Annotated in this window: 15 protein-coding genes and 2 pseudogenes; 8 read left to right on the top strand and 9 right to left on the bottom strand. The window is 45.8% G+C overall.

Annotation, left to right across the window (positions count from 1 at the left end; genetic code table 11):
* The 8 genes from JCM16496_RS03640 to JCM16496_RS21335 all read right to left on the bottom strand — a co-directional run bounded on the left by JCM16496_RS03640 (nucleotide 1) and on the right by JCM16496_RS21335 (nucleotide 10451).
* A complete protein-coding gene (locus JCM16496_RS03640; protein WP_244440223.1) occupies nucleotides 1-1023 on the bottom strand; it encodes a sedoheptulokinase in 1023 nt (340 codons plus the stop codon).
* Nucleotides 1024-1036: 13 nt separating this feature from the next.
* Nucleotides 1037-2194, bottom strand: coding sequence for an MFS transporter (locus JCM16496_RS03635; RefSeq protein ID WP_025832377.1), 1158 nt, complete (start codon nucleotides 2192-2194; stop codon nucleotides 1037-1039).
* Between the two features lie 27 nt (nucleotides 2195-2221).
* Nucleotides 2222-3373: a glycoside hydrolase family protein gene (locus JCM16496_RS03630; protein ID WP_244440228.1), complete on the bottom strand. Its 1152-nt coding sequence runs from the start codon at nucleotides 3371-3373 to the stop codon at nucleotides 2222-2224.
* 32 nt (nucleotides 3374-3405) lie between these two features.
* Nucleotides 3406-3702, bottom strand: coding sequence for a hypothetical protein (locus tag JCM16496_RS03625; protein ID WP_128809426.1), 297 nt, complete (start codon nucleotides 3700-3702; stop codon nucleotides 3406-3408).
* 40 nt (nucleotides 3703-3742) lie between these two features.
* Nucleotides 3743-5227 carry a glycoside hydrolase family 32 protein gene (locus JCM16496_RS03620; RefSeq protein ID WP_025832371.1) on the bottom strand — a complete coding sequence of 495 codons (1485 nt, stop codon included), beginning with the start codon at nucleotides 5225-5227 and terminating at the stop codon, nucleotides 3743-3745.
* Between the two features lie 456 nt (nucleotides 5228-5683).
* Nucleotides 5684-7270 carry a RagB/SusD family nutrient uptake outer membrane protein gene (locus tag JCM16496_RS03615; protein WP_128809424.1) on the bottom strand — a complete coding sequence of 529 codons (1587 nt, stop codon included), beginning with the start codon at nucleotides 7268-7270 and terminating at the stop codon, nucleotides 5684-5686.
* An 11-nt stretch (nucleotides 7271-7281) separates the two neighbouring features.
* On the bottom strand, nucleotides 7282-9960 hold the full coding sequence (locus tag JCM16496_RS03610) for a SusC/RagA family TonB-linked outer membrane protein (protein WP_128809423.1): 2679 nt from the start codon (nucleotides 9958-9960) through the stop codon (nucleotides 7282-7284).
* On the bottom strand, nucleotides 9891-10451 hold the full coding sequence (locus tag JCM16496_RS21335; RefSeq protein ID WP_128809422.1) for a carboxypeptidase-like regulatory domain-containing protein: 561 nt from the start codon (nucleotides 10449-10451) through the stop codon (nucleotides 9891-9893). Before JCM16496_RS21335 ends, JCM16496_RS03610 begins: the two co-directional genes overlap by 70 nt.
* 822 nt (nucleotides 10452-11273) lie before the next feature.
* Between JCM16496_RS21335 and JCM16496_RS24560 the strand changes: the two genes are divergently transcribed.
* The gene (locus JCM16496_RS24560; protein WP_262482753.1) at nucleotides 11274-11399 is read left to right on the top strand and encodes a hypothetical protein; all 126 of its coding nucleotides are present in this window, start codon (nucleotides 11274-11276) and stop codon (nucleotides 11397-11399) included.
* Between the two features lie 33 nt (nucleotides 11400-11432).
* On the opposite strand, the gene JCM16496_RS03600 is transcribed toward JCM16496_RS24560, so the two are convergent.
* Nucleotides 11433-12299 carry a helix-turn-helix domain-containing protein gene (locus JCM16496_RS03600; RefSeq protein ID WP_025832370.1) on the bottom strand — a complete coding sequence of 289 codons (867 nt, stop codon included), beginning with the start codon at nucleotides 12297-12299 and terminating at the stop codon, nucleotides 11433-11435.
* A 157-nt stretch (nucleotides 12300-12456) separates the two neighbouring features.
* Here JCM16496_RS03600 and JCM16496_RS03595 point away from each other — a divergent pair.
* The 7 genes and pseudogenes from JCM16496_RS03595 (at nucleotide 12457) to JCM16496_RS03565 (ending at nucleotide 23906) form a co-directional block, all read left to right on the top strand.
* Nucleotides 12457-14033 (top strand): annotated as a pseudogene (locus tag JCM16496_RS03595) (sodium:solute symporter).
* A gap of 29 nt (nucleotides 14034-14062) precedes the next feature.
* Nucleotides 14063-15097 (top strand): glycoside hydrolase family 130 protein, encoded by a 1035-nt coding sequence (locus tag JCM16496_RS03590; RefSeq protein ID WP_025832368.1) that lies wholly within the window; start codon nucleotides 14063-14065, stop codon nucleotides 15095-15097.
* 60 nt (nucleotides 15098-15157) lie between these two features.
* On the top strand, nucleotides 15158-16519 hold the full coding sequence (locus tag JCM16496_RS03585; RefSeq protein ID WP_244440222.1) for a sialate O-acetylesterase: 1362 nt from the start codon (nucleotides 15158-15160) through the stop codon (nucleotides 16517-16519).
* 141 nt (nucleotides 16520-16660) lie between these two features.
* Nucleotides 16661-19767: pseudogene (locus JCM16496_RS03580) on the top strand (SusC/RagA family TonB-linked outer membrane protein).
* A 54-nt stretch (nucleotides 19768-19821) separates the two neighbouring features.
* Complete coding sequence (locus tag JCM16496_RS03575; protein WP_025832366.1) at nucleotides 19822-21351, top strand: RagB/SusD family nutrient uptake outer membrane protein; 1530 nt, start codon at nucleotides 19822-19824, stop codon at nucleotides 21349-21351.
* Between the two features lie 13 nt (nucleotides 21352-21364).
* Nucleotides 21365-22375, top strand: a complete 1011-nt coding sequence (locus JCM16496_RS03570; protein ID WP_025832365.1) for a hypothetical protein — start codon at nucleotides 21365-21367, stop codon at nucleotides 22373-22375.
* Between the two features lie 37 nt (nucleotides 22376-22412).
* A complete protein-coding gene (locus JCM16496_RS03565; protein WP_410520142.1) occupies nucleotides 22413-23906 on the top strand; it encodes a hypothetical protein in 1494 nt (497 codons plus the stop codon).
* Nucleotides 23907-23910 lie beyond the last annotated feature (4 nt).

Genomic DNA, 23910 nt, shown 5'->3' with positions numbered 1-23910 from the left:
TTAGTTGGAACGAGTGCCGCAAAACAGAGTTTCCACTTTGATATTCTCTACCGAATCTGCCTGATATGCCATAGAGGTCATCCGTTGGAACAGATATTCATCATCCGCCTCTGTCCCGGCTAAAAGTTTCAAAGTCTTTCCGAAAAAGTCTTTCAACATGACAAACGATATTCCGCCACAAAGCGGTGCCCCAACCAGCAAATAGCCACCGCCCGGAAAAGGCCGTGTATCCAGTTCGTCTATCTCGATATATTTATCAGAGTACACGGAGATTTGGCTGCTGGTTCCGATGGTAATGTGTATCGACCGGTCGATGTCCTTGACCGACCCTAAGAAAGCAGCCTGGTTATCACCGATAGATACACAAACCGGAATATCATCGTAATGCCCTACCACGGTTTTTGATCCGACAACGGTTGGCAATATCGATTCATCAATGCAGAGCCTGTCGAACAAAGATGACTTGAACCGTAATTGCTGTTTGTCAAACAATCCCAGGCCTGCCGCATTCGATGGTTCAATACTCGGAACCGTTTGTTTGCATAACCGCATAGACACATAATCCATGATTGTGCACAATTTAACCGCCTCCTCAGGAACAATGCCATTCTGCAGGTTGTAATAATGTGTCGCAAGTCCATATCCCGTCGCCATAGGCCAACCGGTCACTTTCGTCATATAGCCGGCATAAGTCTCCCCATCTTTATACGGAAGATTTCCCCTGCCGTCTTGCCAAGTGTACAAAGGGCTTGCTGCCACTCCATTCGCATCAACATACAATATACCATGCATTTGTCCGGAGAAACCGATGCCCTTTATATCTGTGCACAAAATTCGCAAATCGCCAATCATTTGCTCAACGATGCGATAGATCCGTTCCGGGTCTTGGATTCTCTCCCACTGACAGTTTGAAACCAAGTTTGCGTTGTTCTCTTTGACTATCGTCTTACAGCTTTTATCAGAAGGGTTGTAAGCAATTCCACAAATGGAACTGGTTCCAATATCGATTCCTATATATTCCATAACATCCTCCTCTTTAAGAACACTTATCCATCTTACCGGACAGGAACAAAAGATAGGCCACACAGACTGCCAGAATAATGACAGTACCGATTTGTCCGCCCATGCAATCGGAAGCCATGCCCATCAGAACCGGGAAAACTGCTCCTCCGGTTATGCCCATAATCATCAGTCCGGAAATTTCATTGTTACGCGAAGGCATATAGAGCAATGCGCGCGAGAATATCACAGAAAATACATTTGAATTGCCGATGCCGACGATTGCCACACAGGCATAAATCATCATCTCGGAAGAGGCGAACATCAGTCCCACAACTCCCACAAGCATCGACACCACGCTACAGACAAAGAATTTCACTGGCGAAAATTTTGCCATGATGATTGTACCGGAAAAACATCCCAATGTGCGGAACAAAAAGAACACACTCGTTGCATAACCGGCCTCCGACAAAGAAAGCCCTACACGCTCTTGCAACAGCTTCGGAGCCGAAATATTAACACCTACATCAATGCCTACATGAACCAATATACCGACAAACAATAAAAGGATGACCCCATTTTTCAACAACAAGACACACTCCTTGAACGTCGAAGAGCTGTTTTGAGCTTTAGCCTCTGCAACCGGAGTAAACAGCAGATAAAGAACTGCCATGACATCTATCACCGCAAAAATCAGAAACAGCAATCTCCAATTATCCATTTGCACAGCTGCATGTACGGCAATCAGCGGGGCAACAAACGAAGCGACGGACTTTATGAACTGACCTAAAGTCAGGCAACTTGGCAGCCGCTCCTCAACAACCAAGCCAGCCAACAATGGATTCAGTGAAACCTGCATCAGGGTATTTCCTATGCCGATGAACGAAAAAGCAAAAAACATCGAAATGGCATCATATACCAAGAGCGGAACAAGCAAACCGACAAAAGTAACTGCCATGCTCAACAACACCGTGTTTTTCCGCCCTATCTTATTCATCAACATGCCTGTTGGGATTGAAAAAACAAGGAACCACAAGAAGACCATCACCGTAAACGAATTGGCGGCCGTGTCCGATAGGGCAAAATCCTGCTTCACATAATTGGTTGCAATTCCCACCAAGTCGACAAACCCCATTGTGAAGAACGCAAGCATTACAGGAATTATGCTTTTATAGCTAACCATACTGCTTTTCATAACGAATCTTATTACATAAACCGACCACTAATCAAATATATCAACTTGGATGTTCTTAAACTCAAGGTTTCCCTGCTTCGTATAGAACCAAAGGTAGTTTCCTTTACGTTCGGGCAATCTGTTCACAATGCAACGCCGATCGTTGATGCAAACATCTATGATGTCCTCTTTAAGGATAAGCTCAACCTTTATCTGCTTATCCAATCCCGATACAGCCTCGATAAACGCATCATCACCCAGCCGCACAGTTCTCTTATTGGGGCTAAAGCTGAGCTTGTATCCATCGTTGGCCTTCTCCTTGGCACGGATAAACAGCCCGAACTCATCACAAACACTTTGCGGTTCTACTTCAAACGTAACCCTGCAGGAGTATGGCATATCTTTAATATATGCACCACCCATTGCACCCTGGGCCTTCATCACCACCGTATTGCCCGCCACAATCTCTGCATTTTGTCCGCTTTCCAATTTGATATTTGAAGCTGCTACTGTATGAAAGCTCGTTTCCGGAACAAATTTGGTCGCCAAATCCCCGTTAGGCAGCTGAATGGCCTCGCGAAGCACAATACTGCCTCCAAAGCGTTCCCAACCGTAGTCTTTATTATCTTGCTTACTGGGAATCCACCCTGCCACAATTCTTCTATTTCCATTGAACCGGGCTGTTTTGGCCACGTTTACCCACTGTTCCAGCAAAGCTTGCGATTCCGGATATTCCCAAGGGCCATAGGGCTGTCTTGATTTCACATAGTAAGTATCCCCGGCCTGCCCATAAACCAGATAGTACCAATCGTTCCATTTAAAATAGTCCGGACATTCCGGAACATCTCTTTGCCCGGTCAGTAACGGTGCTTCCACTTTCCAATCTTTCAGGTTTTTCGAAGTCAAATGCACCAAGCAACCACGTCCTTCGGCGATTACATAATTATCTACTTCGGTAGATACAAACAAATGGAAAACACCGTCTTTATCTATAACAACCTTCGGATCCCGGAAATGCCTTTTGCTATACCCCGGTGCCGAAGTATAAAACGGATTCGGCTTTTGCTTGGTGTATTTCAACCCGTCCTTGCTGACGGCATAGCTCAACTGTTCGTTTACGCTGTTGTCATCCAGTATGAGCCGGGTTGCATAAAAAGCATAATGCTTCTTCCCGTCATAAGCGACAGAACCTGTACAGATGGATTTCTCCCAATCTTCGTCAATCCCAATGGCTATGGGTGATGTTTCCAGTTCTTAAGGTCGGTACTTGTACTTACACACCACTGGTGCCCTCCCAGGCCGTTCAGCGCCGAATGGTGCCCCTCGTCGAGCAGCCAATACAAATAAAATGTCCCGTCCCTGAAGAAAGGGATACAGTCACCCACAAACTGGTTTCCGCCTGCCGGGGTGAAATATTGTATGTTCCCTTCCGGTTGTTCTTCCGGATTGTATTTCACTGAAAATTGGGCAAAGCACGATGATGCGGCAGTGGCCAACATCATCGCCATAGTCATTAATCTATTCTTCATATTTCTATTATATTACTTAATTAATTGAATAATCGACGAATCATTGATAGTTACCGAACCTGAATCGGCAAAAAAACTCAATCACTTCAATATCACCTCTCGGGTAGCATAAAGAAGAGATGTTTATCCGGCCATTTGCGGCAATCAGTTCTATTGAATTATAATCGTATAGTATATACCAGTCTATTGCATCCATGGAAGGCCGATAACTGCCTCCCATTATCTGCCCCATCCAATCAGACAGTGCCGGAACTATACAACCGGAACGGTCTATGTAGAAATAGCTAAGCTCGTTTTGATAACCTATTGAAATGGATTTTCCGCTTTTCGTAATGAGTCTGATTCCGTAATCGTTGGCTTTCCACCATGCAAAGTTGTCCCTATTGTCGTAATTCACATGCAGGATAAACGGCTCATTCCGATACGGATTGCTTATGCGCATTACGTCAGATTCGAGTCGCTTACCATGGACTAACCCAGACTTTCCCCCAAACAGCTTTTCGACATTGCGTTGGAGATTTGATTGCAAGACATAGTGGTTGCCCTCTTCTACCAGATTCAACGTTCGCGGCGTTGTCATGCCTCCACGACCATTCAGGCTGGGAATACTATTGGCATATTCCCAGCAATTCATCCAGCCTAAGAAGATTCTATCTTCCTCTTGCAATCCTTCAAAAGTTCCTCCTGCATAGTTGTCCTTACCGTAATCTACCCACAACCTCTTATTTTGTGTAGGGATGAACTTCCCACCCGAAAAATCTCCGACAAAATAACGTGTGGCCGGCGCACCGTTGGCCGGCCCGTTTAACATATTAACCAATAATACCCATTTATATAAATCTTGCCCCGAAACTCTTATACGAAAGAAATCCGTTCTTTCCATATTCGAGCCGCTATTGTCATCCACGGTAAATTCACTCTGATAGCTCCATCGCTTACCATCATCCGACTTATAAAACAGCACCGAATATCCTGTGGAAACTGTCATCAACCAACAGTGCATGTCAATATTCCACTTCACTTGCGGACTATTCAATTTCACACCGGGCTCGTTTTCCAACTGAATTTTGCCCGATTTAATCCAGTTCTCTCCTCCGTCAAGGCTATAAGCATGATACACACCGGTTGCCTCTTCCGACTGATAGGTATAATAGGCTATCAAAGGCGTTTGAGAAGCAGAGCCCAATCCGGACAGATTCTTATCGTCTGCAATCACGCTTCCCGATTTCAGATATCCGATGCTATCCGGGCACAAAGCTATCGATTTCTTTTCCCAATGATACAGGTCGTTGCTGACAGCATGCCCCCAATGGATGTTTCCATATACAGAATCTGTCGGATTATACTGGTAAAAGAGGTGGTAGCCTCCTTTATAAAACAACAATCCCGTAGGCTCGCCCACCCAAAACATATCCGCAGAGAAATGCACCAACGGCTTATCGGGCTCATAAACCACCCCACCACCGCATGCACAAATTACAGACAACAAATAAACAATCAGAGTATAACTAAGTAAACGGTTCATATAGGCAGATAGCTATTATTTGATTACAAATTACCCATTGGCGGAATTAATCCATTGCCGCTACCAGACGAACTATATTCGAACAATTTGTAATAATTTATCGAAAGCATAACAACTATTCACAAATCGATGATTATCAACAGCAACCAAATCAACTGCATTCAGTATACGACTGAGCCCTATTCAATATACGACTGAATGGCATTCAGTATACGACTGAATTAGGTTCAAAATACGACTGATTCTTCATTTTACATCGTTTGTAAATAATATGGATTACGATTCAGTCCTTTGCTACAGTTTGCAGGAGCTATTCCCATCCATAATTTTGCGTATACAAACCTTTTACATAACTAATCTGCGTTTGCGGGATGGGAAAGTACTCATCCCTGTTCTTTTGGAATTTGGCATCTTTCAGATAAGTGCGTCTGGTTCTTTCCACATCGAAATAATCATTCATATAGCGTCTGCGACGCCCCAACGCACCAGGTCAAAGAACCATTTCCCTTCTGTTGCAAATTCCAGGTGACGTTCCCACTGCAATGCCTTGAAAGCAAATTCTTGTGTAAGGGCAGGGCAATTCACTCCAGGCTTATACACATCAACATCAAATTTTCCGGTAGGTGTTCCATCGGCAAATTTAAGTCTGCCCGTACTTCCGGCTGCTCTAAGGCGAATCCGGTTAATCAAATCGAGGGCTGTATCCAAGTCTCTGTTCAATTGGATAAGAGCTTCTGCACGCCACAACATGACTTCATCCAGACGAATCACGTCCCAATTGAGGCCACTACCCATAAACGGGTTGGTTTTTCTGAAGCAATCGCAAGTGGGGAGCACAATCAGTTTCTGGCTCATGGAGTAGCCATACACTTCCGGAGTTCTGGCCCAGCTTTTTTCCATGACATATTCCGGATCGTATTTCCAAGGCATTTCCGGGACACAAGCAGTGTGCATCAATCTCGGATCCATAGGGATTGTCGCAAATGCCTCCTTGTTATCCAATGTCTTTCCTTCGTTGAATTTTTCAAAATCGGGCAGACCATTCACTGTCTTAAAGCAGTTCATCATGTGTACAGAGGGCTGGAAGGCTCCGCAGCAACCGTATTCATCATTGATGGGATAAACCAGCCAAGAATTGTTGCGTCCTACCGGAGATCCGTCGTTGTTGGCCGAATATTGAATCGCCCATATCGACTCCGAGTTGTTTTCATACTCGCACAAGAAGTTCTCGGCAAAATCGCCTACCAACTGCTTTCCGGCGTGAGCCATGACATCCGCGCACAAACTTTCCACCTCTTGCAGTTTTTCTTTACTGATATTTACCACATTGTGCTTTTCATCTTGTTCGTAAGCCGAGAACAGCAGAGTCTTGGCCAGATAGGCCTTTGCAGCAAAACAGGTCGGCCGTCCTACTTCACTTTGTGTTTCGGGCAGAGTAGCAGCTGCATAGCGGAAATCGTCAATCAACTTGTCCCACAACTGTTGGTCGGTCAAATCGTCATTGCTCACTTTATCGTATTGGTCGTTAGGGGTGTTTTCGTCAATCCACGGAAACAGCTTGAAGCAGAGTTTCATATACATGTAGATATGTGCACGCAAGAAACGGAGTTCGGCAATGCGTTGGTCTCTCAACGGGTATTCCTCCATCGTAAGGGCTTGCGCACGTCTCAGGGCATCGTGCACGCGTCCCACTCCGACATAATGTACCCACCACAGGTTATCCAAATCACCGGTCGTTGTGGGCTGCATATAAACGAATGTCTCCCACAAGTGGCGTTCCGCATTGTCATTGGTGCCCGATGCGCCTTTATAGGCTTCGCCTCCACGAAGGGAACCTTCTTCGTAAGGCATGCCAAACTGTTTGTTGAAATGGTTCTGTCCGCAAAAAGAGTATGCCGCATTCACCATCTGCTCTACTCTGCCAACTGTATTAAGGTCGGCATCCGATATGATTCCTTGCGGATTTTGGTCCAACAATGAGGTACAAGAGGTGCCACACATAGCCAATGCAAGGCTACAAACTATAGTATTTAATTTTTTCATACGAATGTGATTTAAAAAGTTACGTTTACTGACATAGTCATTGAGAACGGCAGCGGATAGCCGTTACCCGGAGTTTCCGGATCGAGCCCGGTATAGGCATTGCTGCCCCAGCCTTTTTTAATGGTAGCAATATTGTCGGCTCTCAAAGCGATGCGGGCTCTTTGCATGCTGAGCTTTTTAGTGATTGACTCGGGAAGGGAATAGCCGAGCTCTGCATTTCTCAATTTCAGATAAGAACCGCTTTCCACATAGTAGGTGGACATCCTGCCTTCATCGTTATAGTTGTTGATAGAGAGTGCGGGGATGGTGGATTTTTTATTGGTAGGAGTCCAAGCATCCAATAGGCGAGTGCCATAGTTTTCACCGGAAGTACTCAAGGCATAGATGTCTGTCCAGCTCTTCCAACCCGACACATTGAGGTCTTTGCCGCATACACCGTTAAAGAACAGGCTGAAATCAAAATTCTTATAGGTCAATCCGACTGTTACTCCATATTCCAACGCAGGATTTTCGTTGCCAATCCATGTCCTGTCTTCCGAATTGATGACATTGTCATTATTCAAGTCACGATAACGGATACGTCCCGGAGCAGCTCCCGTCTGCTTGGCATGTGCATCTACCTCTTCCTGGCTTTGGAACAATCCGTCGGCAATGTAACCATACAAGGAGTTTCTGGGTCGGCCCAAGATATTGTCTTCTTTACCATTGCCGGCAAAATTGTTAATAACGTCATCCGGCACTTTCACAATGGTCTGGCTATTGTGGGAAAAGACACCGCTGATATTCAAGCCCAAATCTCCAAACTTGTCGTTGTAGTTCAATGTCAATTCAAAACCTTTGTTGTCAATGTCTGCACCATTCAACCACATGTGGGCGCCTTCGCCCAAAGTGGCAACCGTGCCGGGCTTCATCAAGATGTCTCTTGTATATTTCAGATAATAATCGAATGATCCGCTCAGCTTGGAATGGAAGAGGGCAAAATCCAAACCAAAGTTGTGCTGTGACGTCGTTTCCCATTTCAAATCCGGATTACCTCTTTGTGTACGGCGGAAACCTGATGGGAGAGAACCTCCCATACCTGTAAAGTCGTATGCAGTTCCCCAGTTCCAATCATACAAATTGTTGCCATCATACGCAGCCTCATAAAATTGATAAGAAGCGTATGCATCGATACTGGAATTACCGTTCTGCCCCCATCCGTAACGTAGTTTCAGCAAAGGAACCACAGAAGTAAGCTCTTCAAAAAAGGCCTCATTACTGATTGACCAACCCAATGAAAAAGCCGGGAATGTAGCCCATTTGTTGTTCTTGCCAAATACCGACGAGGCATCGCGGCGCAACGTCACCGAAGCCAGATAACGGTTATCATAATTGTAATTCAACTTGCCAAACCAGGAAATCATCGTGTTCTTGACGGAGCCGCTGCCATTATCCTTTTCCGATTCACCAGCACCCAGCCACATATAATCGTCATTTTCCAATGCAAAATCGCGACGGCTTCCCCAATGTTGCTGGTAAGTATGGATAATGGTTTCTTGGCCGGCCATCACATCGAAATTATGCTTGCCCAGCTCGAAGAGGTATTGAAGTACATTACTGTTAGTACTGGTCAAGTCAAAATATGATTCCTGGTACACCTTGTTCCGGTCTTCACTGAGGAATCCGGATTTATACCTATAGTCCATCGTACGCTTCCAGGAACCTACACCGTCTACACCAAACGAGGAACGGAAAGTCAGCCCTTTCAAAATATTCACATTTGCATAAAGGTTCCCGAATATTCTAAGGTTATCGTGATGATTCTGCTTGTTGTCCTCAATCAGCCGGACCGGATTCTGACGGTCGCTCATACCGCCAATCGGACCACCCCATCCACCGTCTACCGTGTGAACGGGGACTATAGACATCAATGATTTACATCCACCCAAATTGCCATCGCCGATATTATCGCTTTCGCGCCATTTGGAAACCGTAAAGTTTTCGCCAATGGTCACCCTTCCATTCAAGAATGAATAATCTGAATTGATACGGCCATTGAAACGGCGATAGAAGCTTCCGTCAATGGTCCCTTTGTTGTCATAGTAATCCAAAGCAAACACAGAGTGCCCTTTATCCGTACCGGTAGATAATGTGACACTGTATTGCTGTACCTGGCCTGTACGCAGAATTTCTTTTTGCCAATCCGTATCAGCCGATTTCATGGTCTTGGCATCGTCAAGGTATTCGCGCCAAGTCACTTTATCCAACACCCAGTTTCCATTAGCATCTTGATGGTCTTGATATTGGTATAGCCCGCCTATGCCCATCTGGGTAGGGTCGGCATTCGGATTGTCATTCTTGATGGCCCAATATTGCGCGATACCTCTTTGTTCCGTATTCATCAATTCGTAAGGCTTTTTCTTGCTTACCAGCGTATAAGAAGCACTAAAATCTACGGTTGTACCTTTCTTTCCTTTGCGTGTAGTAATAATAATGACACCATTGGCCGCACGGGAACCATAAATGGACGCGGAAGAGGCGTCTTTCAAAACCTGCATCGACTCAATATCCATAGAAGCCAATTCGGCCATAGAGCGGGTTGTAGGCGTACCATCAATGATATACAACGGGTCATTATTGTTCAACGTGCCCTCACCTCTGATTCGGATGGTGGCATTGGGAGCAGGAGAACCATTGGCCGAGACAGACATACCTGCACCTTGCCTTGTGCCGCTTTCATAGCGCTTCCGTATGAACCGGATTTTAATTGGTCGACCTTAACAACAGAAACAGAACCGGTCAAATCCGCCTTCTTCTGTGTGGTATATCCGGTAACAACCACTTCATCCAAACTAAGCGCATCTTCTTCCATCCGGATAATGTTACCATCTGCCCGGTCAGGAGTGAGCTCAACATTTTTATAACCTATATAGCTGAACAGCAAAGTACTTTTTCCACCTACTTTTATAGTAAAATTTCCATCAGAATCCGTTATAGTGCCATTGCCGGCATTGTTCTTATCAACAATCGTCACTCCAATGATAGGTTCTCCGGCTTTGTCCAGCACACGTCCGGTAATTGTCCGCACTTGCTGTTGGAGCATTGATGGGATTGCCGCAGGAGCAACAGCTACTGAATCAGGTACCTGCAAACCGCACAAGCAAGTTATCAAGGCACATCGATACAAGAAATGTTTTTTCATACTCTTATTTTTTGGGTTAATAATGTTGTCATATATCAGATATTCCGATTAAGCGAATAAGATCTTAGTTAACATTAGGTTCTCTATCCTTTGGCAAATATAGCACGGGAAGCTATAAAAAAAGAGATTATGTCAATTTAACAATCAGTCCCATTCTTTTTTTATATTACATACATGCAAAAAGAATCTACATCACTTGCTAAAATAAAATTATATTTAAGCATAAAATAGATACGTAAAAACAGTTTATTTACATACACACCATTTCCCATATCAGCTAAAACGCCGCACATGCTTAAAAAACCGAGAGAACCATTACATGTATGTCATATATCCATCTTCATCAGCCTTGTTCCTTACTAACAAAACATGGCATGGAGAGATAAAGAACAAGTGGCACTGCCAGAAATTGAAAGGAAGAAGAAGCCCGTCAGCCGGGACAAAGCATCATCGAGATTCCACAGCTCTTTCATTTAACTTCAAAATAAAGGCATAAAAGGGGGTGTGTCGTAATGAATATTTGAACACGAATTACACGAATTACACAAATTTGCAGAAAGATAATATGCTGATAATAAATATTCTATAAAAAAAATCGTGTAATTTGTGTTCTTTTCTCTCCTTTAGACACACCCTCTTTATTATTACATATCAGTTAGCTGTGACTTGAAAATCTTTTTTATTTTAAACCCAAAATCCTCAAAACTGCTTTAATCTTACTTCAGCTTTCTTCTAACCTACTTAATTCACAACAAGAGTTAACGGGAGTGAGACAGGTTAATTCCAAACGAAGCCCTAACTCCCGTGAATAATATAAACTAAATGAAAGAACTATGGAACAATGCAGCGACATTTCTCCAGTACCGGGGAAGGCTGGAGTTCCCCGATGCCGCCCCCTCACTCCTCTGTGCCGAAGAAATACATGCTTTTTCTGAAACAGACAAATAAAACCTATATATATAATAGGATAGAACATTCCTGTCAATATTTTATCAACATCTGCTGCAAAAACATGCGATACTCCTGCGGTGTGCTACCTTTCTTTTTCTTGAATATCCGTATGAAGTTGGAGAGATTGTTGAAGCCACAAGTATAACAGATTTCGGCTACCGTATGAGTAGTTTCCGACAGTAGCTGGCAAGCACGAGCTATCCTTAGGTTGGTAACATAATCAATAAACGTACAATTAGTCTTTTTCTTGAAGAAGTGGCTGAAAGCAGATTCGGACATACTTACCAATTGTGCCACGTCTCCCAAACGGATGGGTTCCTCAATATTCTCTTCAATATACTCACATACCTTAGCTATACGTCTGCTTTTAGAGGTACGTACGGTATCTTTTGTATCATATTGGTTACTTACCAGTATACGGCGATCAGCTATGGAAAGTTCATAGAGAATGGAAAAGAACTCCAATACTGTATGAAATCCCTGCATTTTTGTTAGTTTCAGAATCTTATCCTTCATCAGCAACTGTGTTTGCTCCGAAAAGCTAATACCATGTTGCGATTCAATCAGCAACTGCTTAATAGAAAAAAACAATCGTTTCCCCAAAATAGGGAAATTAAGTAATTGATCAGAGAATTGAATGGTAACCACATGGTTACCCGACACCACTTTCCCCTTCCATGCGTGAGGCACATTAGGTCCTATCATAACCAAATCCAAAGAATCAAATTCCTCTTCTGAATCACCTACCGTACGAGTGCCATACGTGTCCATCACCAAATTGATTTCATAATCCGAATGGTAATGAACCGGATAATCAAATTTGGCATTCGGATGATTAAGGACAATAAACAAATCTTCCGCAGCGATAGGAGTAATTTCTTTCTGTATATCTTTCATGGCAGTATAAATTTTGCTGATACAAAGATATGCATTCTAATGAAAACATAATCAAGTATTCAAAAAAGTACAATTGATAAACAGAATACTATAAGTGTATTATTGAAATCAGCTCTACCTTTGCGGTGTAAATTAAGAAACGCAAAAAGATTAAACCATGGAAACATTTTCAATCAGTATTTTAGACCTTATAATCGTACTCATTTATATGGCTGTCATTGTATGGTGGGGACTGAAAAACGGCAAAAGCCAAGACTCGCAATCCTATTTTCTCGCAGGACGCTCCATGCCTTGGTGGGTGGTCGGACTATCATTGTTTGCCGCCAGTATTTCAAGCACTACATTAATCGGGCAATCAGGTGATGCTTACCATACGGGGCTGGCTGTATTCAATTACAACCTGACGGGAATCATAGTAATGGTATTTTTCGCCGTTTTCCTATTGCCTCTTTATATCAAATCCGGCATTTTCACCATCCCCGAATTCTTGGAGAAACGTTTTGACCGACGTTCACGCTATTATTTTTCGGGCATCTGCATCATCGGCAACATCTTCTTGGATGCCGCCGGCGCACTATATGCCGCAGCATTAATAATCAAACTGATACTCCCCGATGCCGATTTACAGTCAATTATCATCATATTTGCCATCATCGCAGCTTCTTATACCATTCCCGGAGGATTATCTTCAGCCATCAATGCCGAACTGATACAAGCTGTCATACTTATATTAGGTTCTGTCATGCTGACATTCTTCTGTTTCCAGCAAGGAGGCGACTACTTCTTCCAGCTGTTCAGCAACGATGACATGCTGACCAAACTGATTCGTCCGCTGACTGATACTGCCACCCCTTGGCTTGGTCTGATAGTAGGTATGCCCATTTTAGGCATCTACTTCTGGGCTAACAACCAGACACTCGTGCAGCGCGTGTTAAGTTCCAAAACAATAGACGAAGGACGCAAAGGTGTCCTTTTCACGGGATCCCTGACCATGTTGACCCTCTTCATTATCGCCATGCCGGGAGTCATTGCCCGCCATCTGTTTCCCGGACTGGAAAAGCCCGATATGGTTTACCCTAACATGGTGCTCCAACTTATCCCTACCGGATTGCTCGGCATCATGCTTGCGGCACTGCTTTCGGCTTTGACCTCTACCATCAGTGCCATTCTGAACTCCACCTCCACTCTGTTCACCATGGACTTTTACGCTCAGTTCAACAAGAAAGCCGATTCCAAGAGACTGGTCTTCATCGGTAAAATCACCTCTTGTGTTATCATTGTTATTGCCGCCTTATGGGCGCCACAAATCGGCAAGTTCGGCTCTCTGCTGAAATATTATCAAGAAATGCTCTCCTACATCGCCCCTCCTATAGTTGCCGCCTTCCTATTGGGCGTGTTCAACAAGCGAATTAATGGAAACGGAGCCTTTGCCGGATTACTGGGTGGCTTGGTTATGGCCATAGGCATGCTCTTCTTAAAAAATGAAATTTTTGGAAATATGCACTTCCTGCTCATCGTACCCTTCCTGCTCTTGGCAAGCGGAATCATTATCTGCGTAGTGAGTCTGTGCTACCCCAAACCCGCCCTCGAAAAGCTGAAAGACACCGTGTTCACTCCTGCCGACCTGAAAGCGGACTTTAAGGCGAACCAGGCATTGCTTGGTACAAGAACTACTACTCATGGGCAGCAATATTGTTGATTTCGAGTGCATTGATATGGATTGTATTCAATTAGTCGTCATATAAACCATTAAACATAAGAAGATGAAATTAAAAAAGTTTGAAGGGAACCCGATACTTTCCCCTTTGGAAACAAACGATTGGGAATCACTGGTTACTTGTAATCCGGGAGTAATTTACGATAATGGAGTATTCTATATGCTGTATAGAGCCGCCGGCAATGATACCGAACATGTCATTCGCCTTGGTTTGGCCATCAGTAAAGACGGATTCCATTTTGAACGTATCTCCAACCAGCCGGCGTTCGGCCCCAGCGAAGACGGTCCCGATTCCGGTTGCGTGGAAGACCCCCGTATCATTAAATATGGTAAGGAATTTTATATTACTTATGCTTATCGCCCATACGCTCCCGGACAATATTGGACGTTCGGACACGATGAAATTCTGCTTCCGGAATGTGGCGAAGATGCCCCATTAGCACTTCGCAAGAGTTTGGGCAATACCGGATTGGCCATGACTACTGACTTCCGCAAATTCAGGAGGTTAGGCAGGCTCACCTCACCCGTACTTGACGATAGGGACGTCATTCTGTTTCCCGAAAAAGTGCAGGGAAAATACGTGATGCTCCATCGCCCCAAGGAATATATCGGTGAAAAGTACGGTGTAAAATATCCCTCCATCTGGATGAAGTTCTCAAACGACATGCTGAACTGGGAAGACAAGGAAAGCCACTTACTGCTGGCCGGTCGTGACGACACCTGGGAAGAGAAAATAGGCGGAAGCACACCTCCACTCAAAACGAATAAAGGATGGCTGATGCTCTATCATGGAGTGGAAAGCGGAGGTCTGGGATATTATCGCGTAGGAGCGATGCTGTTGGACAGCAACGACCCCACACATATCATCGGCAAAACACCGTCACCGATATTGGAACCAGAGACTGAATTTGAGACCAAAGGATATTACAACGGATGTGTATTCCCCACAGGTAATGTAATAGTAAGTAACACGCTCTTCGTGTACTATGGGGCCGCTGACAAATATGTATGTGTAGCAACTTGCCAAGTAGATGAATTGGTGGATTATCTCTTGTCTGACGAATGTAGAATCTCCTATTAAAGATTTATGAAACACAAGATTCTAATTGTCTTATCAGTTCTGCTACATGCTTCCACAAGCATGGCAAAGATTACCTTGCCCGAAATTGTCGGCAACGACATGGTGCTACAGCAAAGCACGCAAGTGAAGCTTTGGGGCAAGGCTTTGCCAGACAAGCAGATTGAAATAACGGCATCATGGAATTCCCACACAGTCACTACCCTAAGTGACAAAAAAGGAGATTGGGAAATCAGCATAGCTACCCCAAAAGGCAGCTATGCTCCCCATACCATAGAAATTTCAGACGGAGAGAAGGTAATACTATCCAATATCCTGATTGGAGAGGTTTGGCTTTGCTCCGGACAGTCCAACATGGAAATGCCGCTGAAAGGTTATCAAAATTGCCCGGTGGCCGGAGGTAATGAGACCATAGCCACCAGTGGCTTGTGGAAACAGAAAATCCGTTTTGTCAACATCCCGTGGACTGAAAAGCTCACCCCTCAAGAGAGTTGTCCGGGCAGATGGAAGACATCCGTACCGGAAAACGCACAATGGTTCAGTGCAATAGGTTTTCATTTCGCCACAATGCTCTGCCAAGTACTTGATGTGCCCATAGGCATCATAAGCTGTTCATGGGGAGGCTCCACAATCGAAGGATGGCTTCCGGAAACCGTCTTGAAAGATTATGCCGATATAGACTTGGATAAAGCCCGTAAAAAACAAGGAATGCCATGCCTGCGTCCTATGATTATGTACAATGGAATGCTACATCCTCTGCATCGATACACCATTAAGGGTGTCTTGTGGTATCAGGGCGAGTCCAATGTCGACAAATACGAGGTATATGCAGAGCGATTGGCCACCATGGTGCAACTTTGGCGTAAAGAATGGGACATTCAATTTCCATTCTATTTTGCCGAAATCGCTCCTTACCGGTACGAAGAAAGATTAGATGCAGCACGTTTCCGCGAAGCCCAATACAAAGCACAATTCATGATTCCCAGCAGCGGAATGATTTGTACCAACGACTTGGTTGAACCCTATGAGTTAGGAAATATCCACCCCAAGAACAAAAAAGATGTAGGAAAACGGTTCGCCTATATGGCACTGAAAGAGACTTATGGAATCAGAGGTTTCTACAGCCGGGGACCCGAGTATAAGACCATGAAGATTGAGGATGGAAAAGTGATATTGGCATTTCACCATGCCGAAGAGGGATTCAGCAGACTGGAAGGAATACAAGGATTTGAAATAGCCGGAAAGGACAGCATTTTCCATTCCGCACAAGTGAAGGTCTTGTATGCCGAACGCAAGCTACAGCTCTCTTCGGACAAAGTGACCGAACCGATAGCTGTCCGATATTGTTTTCACAACTCAATGACCGGAAATACAGGTAATCAGATGGAACTCCCCATCGTTCCTTTTCGAACAGACAATTGGTAATTCATTATATTCATATATAATATTCAGCCCTATTCAAAAAAGTACAATAATTCGATATTTTTTTAAAACATCGCTGACAAAAATGTACATACCTTTGTCATACTAAATAAAAACAATTAATAATCAATAAATTTATCAGCTATGAAAGCAAAATCATTTTCAAGATTTTGGTCTTTCTCACTGTTCTTGATGATCATAATCTGTTTTCAGGTTTCTGAAGTCATGGCCCAGAAAACCGGAAACAAGATTACCGTTACCGGAGTAGTGAACGACCAGACAGAGTACCCCATCCCCGGGGCAACAGTAGTAGTCACCCAAGCTTCCTCTAAAGGAACGGTGACCGATGCCAACGGAAACTTCTCACTTGACGGAGTTACGGTTGGCCAGACGTTGACGGTTTCATTCATCGGCTACAAAAGCCAAACGGTGAAAGTTACGGGAAAAGGAAAATTGACCATCACACTCTCCGAAGATTCGGAACTGCTGGACGAGGTGGTTGTTGTGGGATACGGACAAATGAAGAAGTCCGACCTCACCGGTTCGGTAGCCTCCGTAAAAACGGAGAAACTGGCTGATATACCTTCCAACTCCATAGAAAAAGCCCTGCAAGGACGTATTGCGGGTGTGCAAGTAATCAACTCTTCCCAAGACCCTGGAGCAGGTTCCACGGTGCGCATACGCGGTAACTCATCATTGAACGGTTCCAACGCCCCGCTCGTTGTGGTAGACGGATTTCCCTTTGGCGATGCGGGCAACTTGAAACAAATCAATCCACAGGACATTGTGTCTATGGAAGTCTTGAAGGACGCATCGGCCAGTGCCATTTACGGTTCACGCGGTGCCAATGGCGTTATCCTCATCACCACCCGTCAGGCCAAGCAGAACGTGACACGCATCAACGTGAAGCAACAGACTACTCTTTCCGAGTTTGGCTCAGAGCTGAATCTTTGGCGCGACCCCGTACTGATGGCCATGCTGAGCAACGAATCCTATATCAACGCCGGACTGACGCCCCTCTACACCGGTGCGGTGAGCGGTAACGGCATCTACTATCCTTCCATCGAAGAATTGCAGACCACCTGGACCACCAACACGCGTTGGGACGACATTGTGTTCCGCGATGTACCTGTTTCAAACAACACCACCGTGCAGCTGCAAAGCAGCAACGACCGCACTTCCTTTATGGCCAGTGCCAACTACTTCTCCGAAGACGGTATGTATATTGAAGACAATTACCGCAAATTCGGAGGAAACTTTTCCGTGGAACACAAGGTACTGGACAACCTCTCCGTGAAAGCCAACGCCAACATCATACACAGCAAACGCCACAACAACGGCTATCTATCATATAGCCGTAATCCCATCTTCCCCGTGTATGACGAAAACGGGAACTACTGGCTCTACAGCGAGACGGACTATTACCATCCACTAGCCATTACCAACCTGCAGAAAAACGAGAGCAAAGGATTTGATGTCATCTCGTCCGTACTGGTGGACTATCAGATGCTTCCCTGCCTCAACTTGAAAACCCAATTCAACTATAAGCACGGAGAAAGCACCGGAGACCAGTATTATCCCAAGAAATACACCTCCAGCGGTGTACGCAACAACGGCTACGGTAAAATCACCAACTCAAAAAGCGACAACATCGTATTCGAGACTTACGCCACCTTCGACAAGACCTTTAACGAGAAGCACCATTTCACCGCCATGGGTGGTTACTCTTACGAAGAATACCAGTCACGCAGCTCGTCACTCGCCGCAAAGAACTTCGTAAACGAGTCGTTGGGTAACGAGAACCTTGCCGCCGGTGACGCGCAGAGCTACGAAATCAGCAACGGGTTCTACAAGACCAGGCTCGTTTCAGGTATGGCCCGCTTGAACTACGTGTACAACAACCGATATATGGCAACCTTAACCGCGCGTATGGACGGCTCCTCCAAGTTCGGTAAAGATAACCAGTGGGCTTTTTTCCCCTCGGGTGCTCTCAGCTGGAAGCTGCACGAAGAGGAATTCATCAAAAAACTGAACGTATTCGATGTTCTGAAACTGCGTGCCAGCTACGGTATCTCTGGAAACCAGGGCATCAGTGCCTATCAGACCCTGAGCCGATATGGAACGCACAAATACTACAACGATGGAGAGTGGCAGACCGTGATAGGTCCGGGATATATCTCGGGATATTACGGAGCAGACAACCGATATAAATACTGGAGTGGAGTATCGAACAAAGGACTGAAATGGGAGACTACTTCACAACTGGACTTCGGACTCGACATGAGTTTCTTCAACCAACGCTTGAACATTACTTTCGACTGGTATGACAAATATACCACCGACCTCTTGCGCCAACGCAACATCGCTCCCTCTTCAGGCTATGACAAAATGTGGGTGAACGACGGGAAAATCCGTAACCGGGGAGTGGAACTTACCATTGACGGCACAGCCTACCAAGACAAGGACTGGAGAGTGGGAGGAACCATGGTCTTCTCACGGAACCGCAACAAAGTAGTCAGCTTGGGAAATGTGATAGAGGCAGGACTCACCACCGACCCGCGCACCGGAATGCTTTATGAGAATTACGGTGATTCCAACAGCACCTTCGTGGCCTACACCAACATTCTGGCCGTAGGCAAACCCATGTACGTGTTCTATGGATACAAGACGGACGGTATTGTACAAACTGTCAATGAAGCATTGATGCCGGATTGACCGGTAACTTCGCGCAACCGGGCGAGTTCAAGTATGTGGACGTGGACGGAAACGGTACCTGGAACGAGAACGACCGTTGCATCATCGGCGACCCCAACCCCGACTGGTCGGCATCACTTGGCATCGACCTGTCATGGAAGCATTTCGACTTCAGCATCTTCTTCAACGGAGTATTCGGGGGAGACGTGGTAAACATGGCAAGCTTCAATCAACCCAACAACTCGCACTTGCGCTGGACGATGGACAACCCCACCAACAGTTACCCGCGACTGAACCAAAGCAGACAGACCAAATTCTCCGACTGGTGGATAGAAGACGGTTCCTTTGTACGTATACAGAACCTGACGGTAGGTTACTCCATCCCCATCTCCAAAAAAAATTCGGCACGCAAGGTACGCCTCTACCTCAACGTGGACAACCTGCACACCTTTACTGGATTCAAAGGATACGATCCCGAAGTAGGGATGACCGGTATATATAGCGGTGGATATCCCCGCCTGAGAAAATGGACCATAGGTGCCGACTTTACGTTCTAAGGCCTTTCAATATGGTTAGTCGTTAATTTATTCAGATATTAAGAAACTAAAGACATGAAAAAGAATACACTCGCACTGATTTCATCAGCCATCATGGGGATGACAGCCCTCTCCTCGTGCGACCTTTCCGAAACTCCTTACGGATTCTACTCGGAAGACAACTTCTACAAGACGGAAGCTGACGCCCAGGCCGCCGTGAACTATATTTACGATGCTATCACTTACATCGAGTTCTCACGTGCCATCGTCTTTCTGGGAGACATGCCCACCGATGTGCTCGACCCCAAGACAAGCACCACCAACAGCGACAACCAACAGCTGGACGAATGGACTTTGGAAAGTTTCAAGGACAACGTTTCCCTGGGAAACTTCTACAAGTATTGCTACATCACCATCAACCGTGCCAATGCCGTGCTGAAAAAAGTGCCGGGCATGAACATCGACGAGAAATACAAAAACCGCTACATGGGCGAAGCCTACTTCATGCGCGCATACGCCTACTTCCACCTGGCACGCAACTTCGGTCTCGTCCCTCTCCATTTGGAACCTGTGGAAACACTAGAGCAATCTACCGTGGGGGCAGCAAAATCATTAGACGAGCTGTGGGGAATCATCTTGTCCGACATAGAACAAGCTTGCAATCTCATACCCTATTATGAGAAACCTCAATTAGGCAGAGCTGATAAAGTGGCAGCCTACTCGTTGGCGGCAAAGGCTTACATCTATCTGGCATCGGCCAAGGACCACAACACTCCGCGCTACATCGATATGAGCTTCGATGTAAATACCTACTACGCCAAAGCTGCGGAATATGCAGCCAAAGTAGTGGATAACCCCGAACAAACCCAATTTGGCTTCGAGCCCAATCTGCTCGACATCTTCGATGTGTCTAAGCCCGAAGGACGCGAGCATATCTTCATGATGTCCATGGATCGCACCGGAGTAGACGAAGGGCAATACTCCAAAATATCCAAGATGTATATTCCTTACGTGGCAGGTGGGACCATCTACATCAAGCAAGGCGACTCTGACAAGATGATTGCCACACACGATGGATGGAGCGAATACCGTACTAACCTTCAATTCTACAAATCATTCGAGTTGGGTGACCTGCGCCACGACTGGCTCATCGTAGACAAAGTGTACAACAAGGACGGAGAAGTCATAGCTTCTGTGGAAGACAACAAACTGTCATACCCCTTCTGCCGTAAGTTTATTGACCCGGAATTCATAGGAGACAAGACCTCCACCCGCCCCTACCTCATCCGTTATTCGGACATCGCACTCACCTATGCCGAAGCCGCAGGCCCCACACCGCTTGCCTACAGCTTGGTGAACTACATCCGTCAACGTGCCGGGCTCAGCCAGCTAGACCCCAACCTATCGCTCCAGGACTTTCGCGAAGCTGTACTGAATGAACGCAAGTATGAGCTCGCTTTCGAAGGAAACTGGTGCTACGACTTGCGTCGCTGGAACCGCCTGCATACAGACATACAAGCCGCTCGCGAACAAGGCCTCACAGCGGAGAAGATGGTGTTCTATCCCATACCCTCCATGGAAACAGACTTAAATCCTAACCTCTAAAAAAACAGACAACATGAAACTCATCAATTATATATCCATAGCCCTTGTAGCCATGGCTACCCTCAACTCTTGTAAAGAAGATCCTTGGGACAACGTGAAAGACGGTGGATGGAACCACGAACGCACTATCCTTGACATCAAACTCGAAGGACAAGTGGGAGTAGCAGAAATAGAAAATACAGATGCAACCACCGGAGTCATTCACCTGAAAGTATCCCCAGATATGGTGGAAGACCTTTCGCAAGTCCGTATTGAGAAACTTACTCTCTCTTATCAAGCCGAGTCCTCCCTTGCCAAAGGCGAGACCCTTGACCTCTCTTCCTCTTCTTCTCCCTCCATCACGGTGACATCCGAGATGGGAGAGAGTCGTACCTACACGGTGGATATGACGCCGTTCATTGAGTCTCTCACCGGTGTGTATTCCATCAACGAGTTCTATGTTTATGGTGGAACCGGTCCTTCATACGGTGGAACGGCAGTAGTCAAAGTGGACTCCAAAAGTTGGTGCTGGACCACCGGAGCTACCAAGCCCGCGTCAGAATATGACAACTATCTTGAGTTGAGACTTACCGAAGTGCTGCCCAACGGAAACACCACAGGCGAATGTATCAATTATGGAGGGCGTGACGGTAACTATTGGGACTGCATCTTTGTAGCAGCACAGAACCAATGGGGCACAGGCGACCTTGACCTCAGTTCCTTCTACCGCCGCATACCCCAAGGCAAAAGCATCTGGGTACGCAACTATGCAGAAAATACCATTACCTTCACCACACCGGATGGTACCCAATCCTCCACGTCTATGTTATTGGAAGCCGGAACCTACACCATGTACGAAGGCAAGGATGTTGTGGTAAAGAATCAAGCTTTCGCATTCGATGTAGCGGGCAAGGACAACTGGGAAGGCAGTATCTACACCGACTTTAATAAATTCGCCTCCAGCCCCCGCAAGTTCTTTGTTATGATTACCAAACAGGAAGACGGCTTCGTCATACCCGAAGAATCTAAGACCATGCCGAAATAATCCGTACACATAGATGAAGAATAAAAAAAGAATAGGAATGGAGGATGAAGAATTTCAATGTAAATGTTCTTCATCCTTCATATACATAATATGCTCCTTGCTGCTCTTATGTGGATGCACAGAAACAGCACAAACAATCGTTTCCATTGATACGAAACAGATTGTCAATGAAGATTACATAGGAAACGGTGCCCAGTGGGACCCCTATCGATTAGACTATGGCAAAGGGAGAATGGAGATTTCAGAAGCCGATTGGGAAAAAATGTACAGGCGGTTGGACTTCATGCGCCCACAATTCATACGGGTGATGACCAACACCACCTCAGTGATGAAAGATGGCGTACTCCATCCCGAACAAGGACTGGAACACCTCTCTCATATTCTGAATTATTGCCAGACACGCAATGTAACCGTGATGTTCGGTGACTGGGGAGGAGGGATGGTAGACTCACAGCAAGAAACCATCAATGAAAAGAATCTCACGACCGCTGCCGAATATGTCCGCTTCCTGATAGAAGAGAAAGGTTTTTCCTGCATCCGATATTACAACCTGATAAACGAGCCCAACGGCTACTGGTCTTCCACAGACGGCAAATATTCCTTGTGGGCGAACGCCATCCGCTTCTTCCACCAAAAGTTGGAGGAAAACAAGCTGACCGACAAGCTGCAAATCGTAGGTCCCGATGCGGCCATCTGGAGTGCCAACGAATCTTGGTGGGTAGACAGTTGCGCCATCCACCTGGACAAGGAGATAGGGCTATACGACATCCATACCTATCCCTCCAAGTCGACGGTAAACAGTGGTGCCTATACCGACATTATCCGTGCCTACAAGCAAAGCGTTCCCGCCGACAAGAAAATCGTAATGGGAGAAATAGGATTCAAATTTGTGGCGCCGGAAGATTCGCTCTTCCTGCAAGAGAACCTCCGCAGAGCCGAGGCAAAGCAACATGCTTCCATGGACGACTCACAGATGTTTGTGTACGACTCCATGTATGGCACAGATATGGCGGATGCACTTTTCCAGACTGTCAATGCCGGATTCTCAGGCTCGGTGGTGTGGATGCTCGACGATGCCATGCACTCCAAGGAAGCCCCGGACAAACTGAAAATATGGGGATTCTGGAACATCTTCGGCGAAGAGCGGTTTGGCAAGGAAGAGGAGGAGGTGCGCCCTTGGTTCTATGCCTGGTCACTGCTGACACGCTACATGCCGACCGGCTCGCGTGCCTACCGGGTAGAGGTGGAGGGAGACTCCAGCATCAAAGCCATTGCCGTGGAGAAGGAGGGGAACTACATGCTTGCCGTGGTCAACGTAGCCAAAGAAGAAAAATCGGTCGTGCTGAAAAGCTCCACCCTTCCCGTGCTGGAGGGAGTGAAAGAGTACCTCTATGCAGATGGAAAACTGAAAAAGGAGGGTGACAGCCAGCTGCTTCCCCTACGCCGGGGAGTAACCTTACGCTTAGACAAGGGAGAGGTTATACAGATGCCCGGAGAATCATTGACCGTATATACCAATTTCGATTATTAACCAT

This window comes from Bacteroides rodentium JCM 16496 (assembly GCF_000614125.1).
GTDB classification, from domain to species: Bacteria; Bacteroidota; Bacteroidia; order Bacteroidales; family Bacteroidaceae; genus Bacteroides; species Bacteroides rodentium.
The sequence above is the reverse complement of the archived record's forward strand: the minus strand, read 5'-3'. Positions and strand labels throughout refer to the sequence as shown.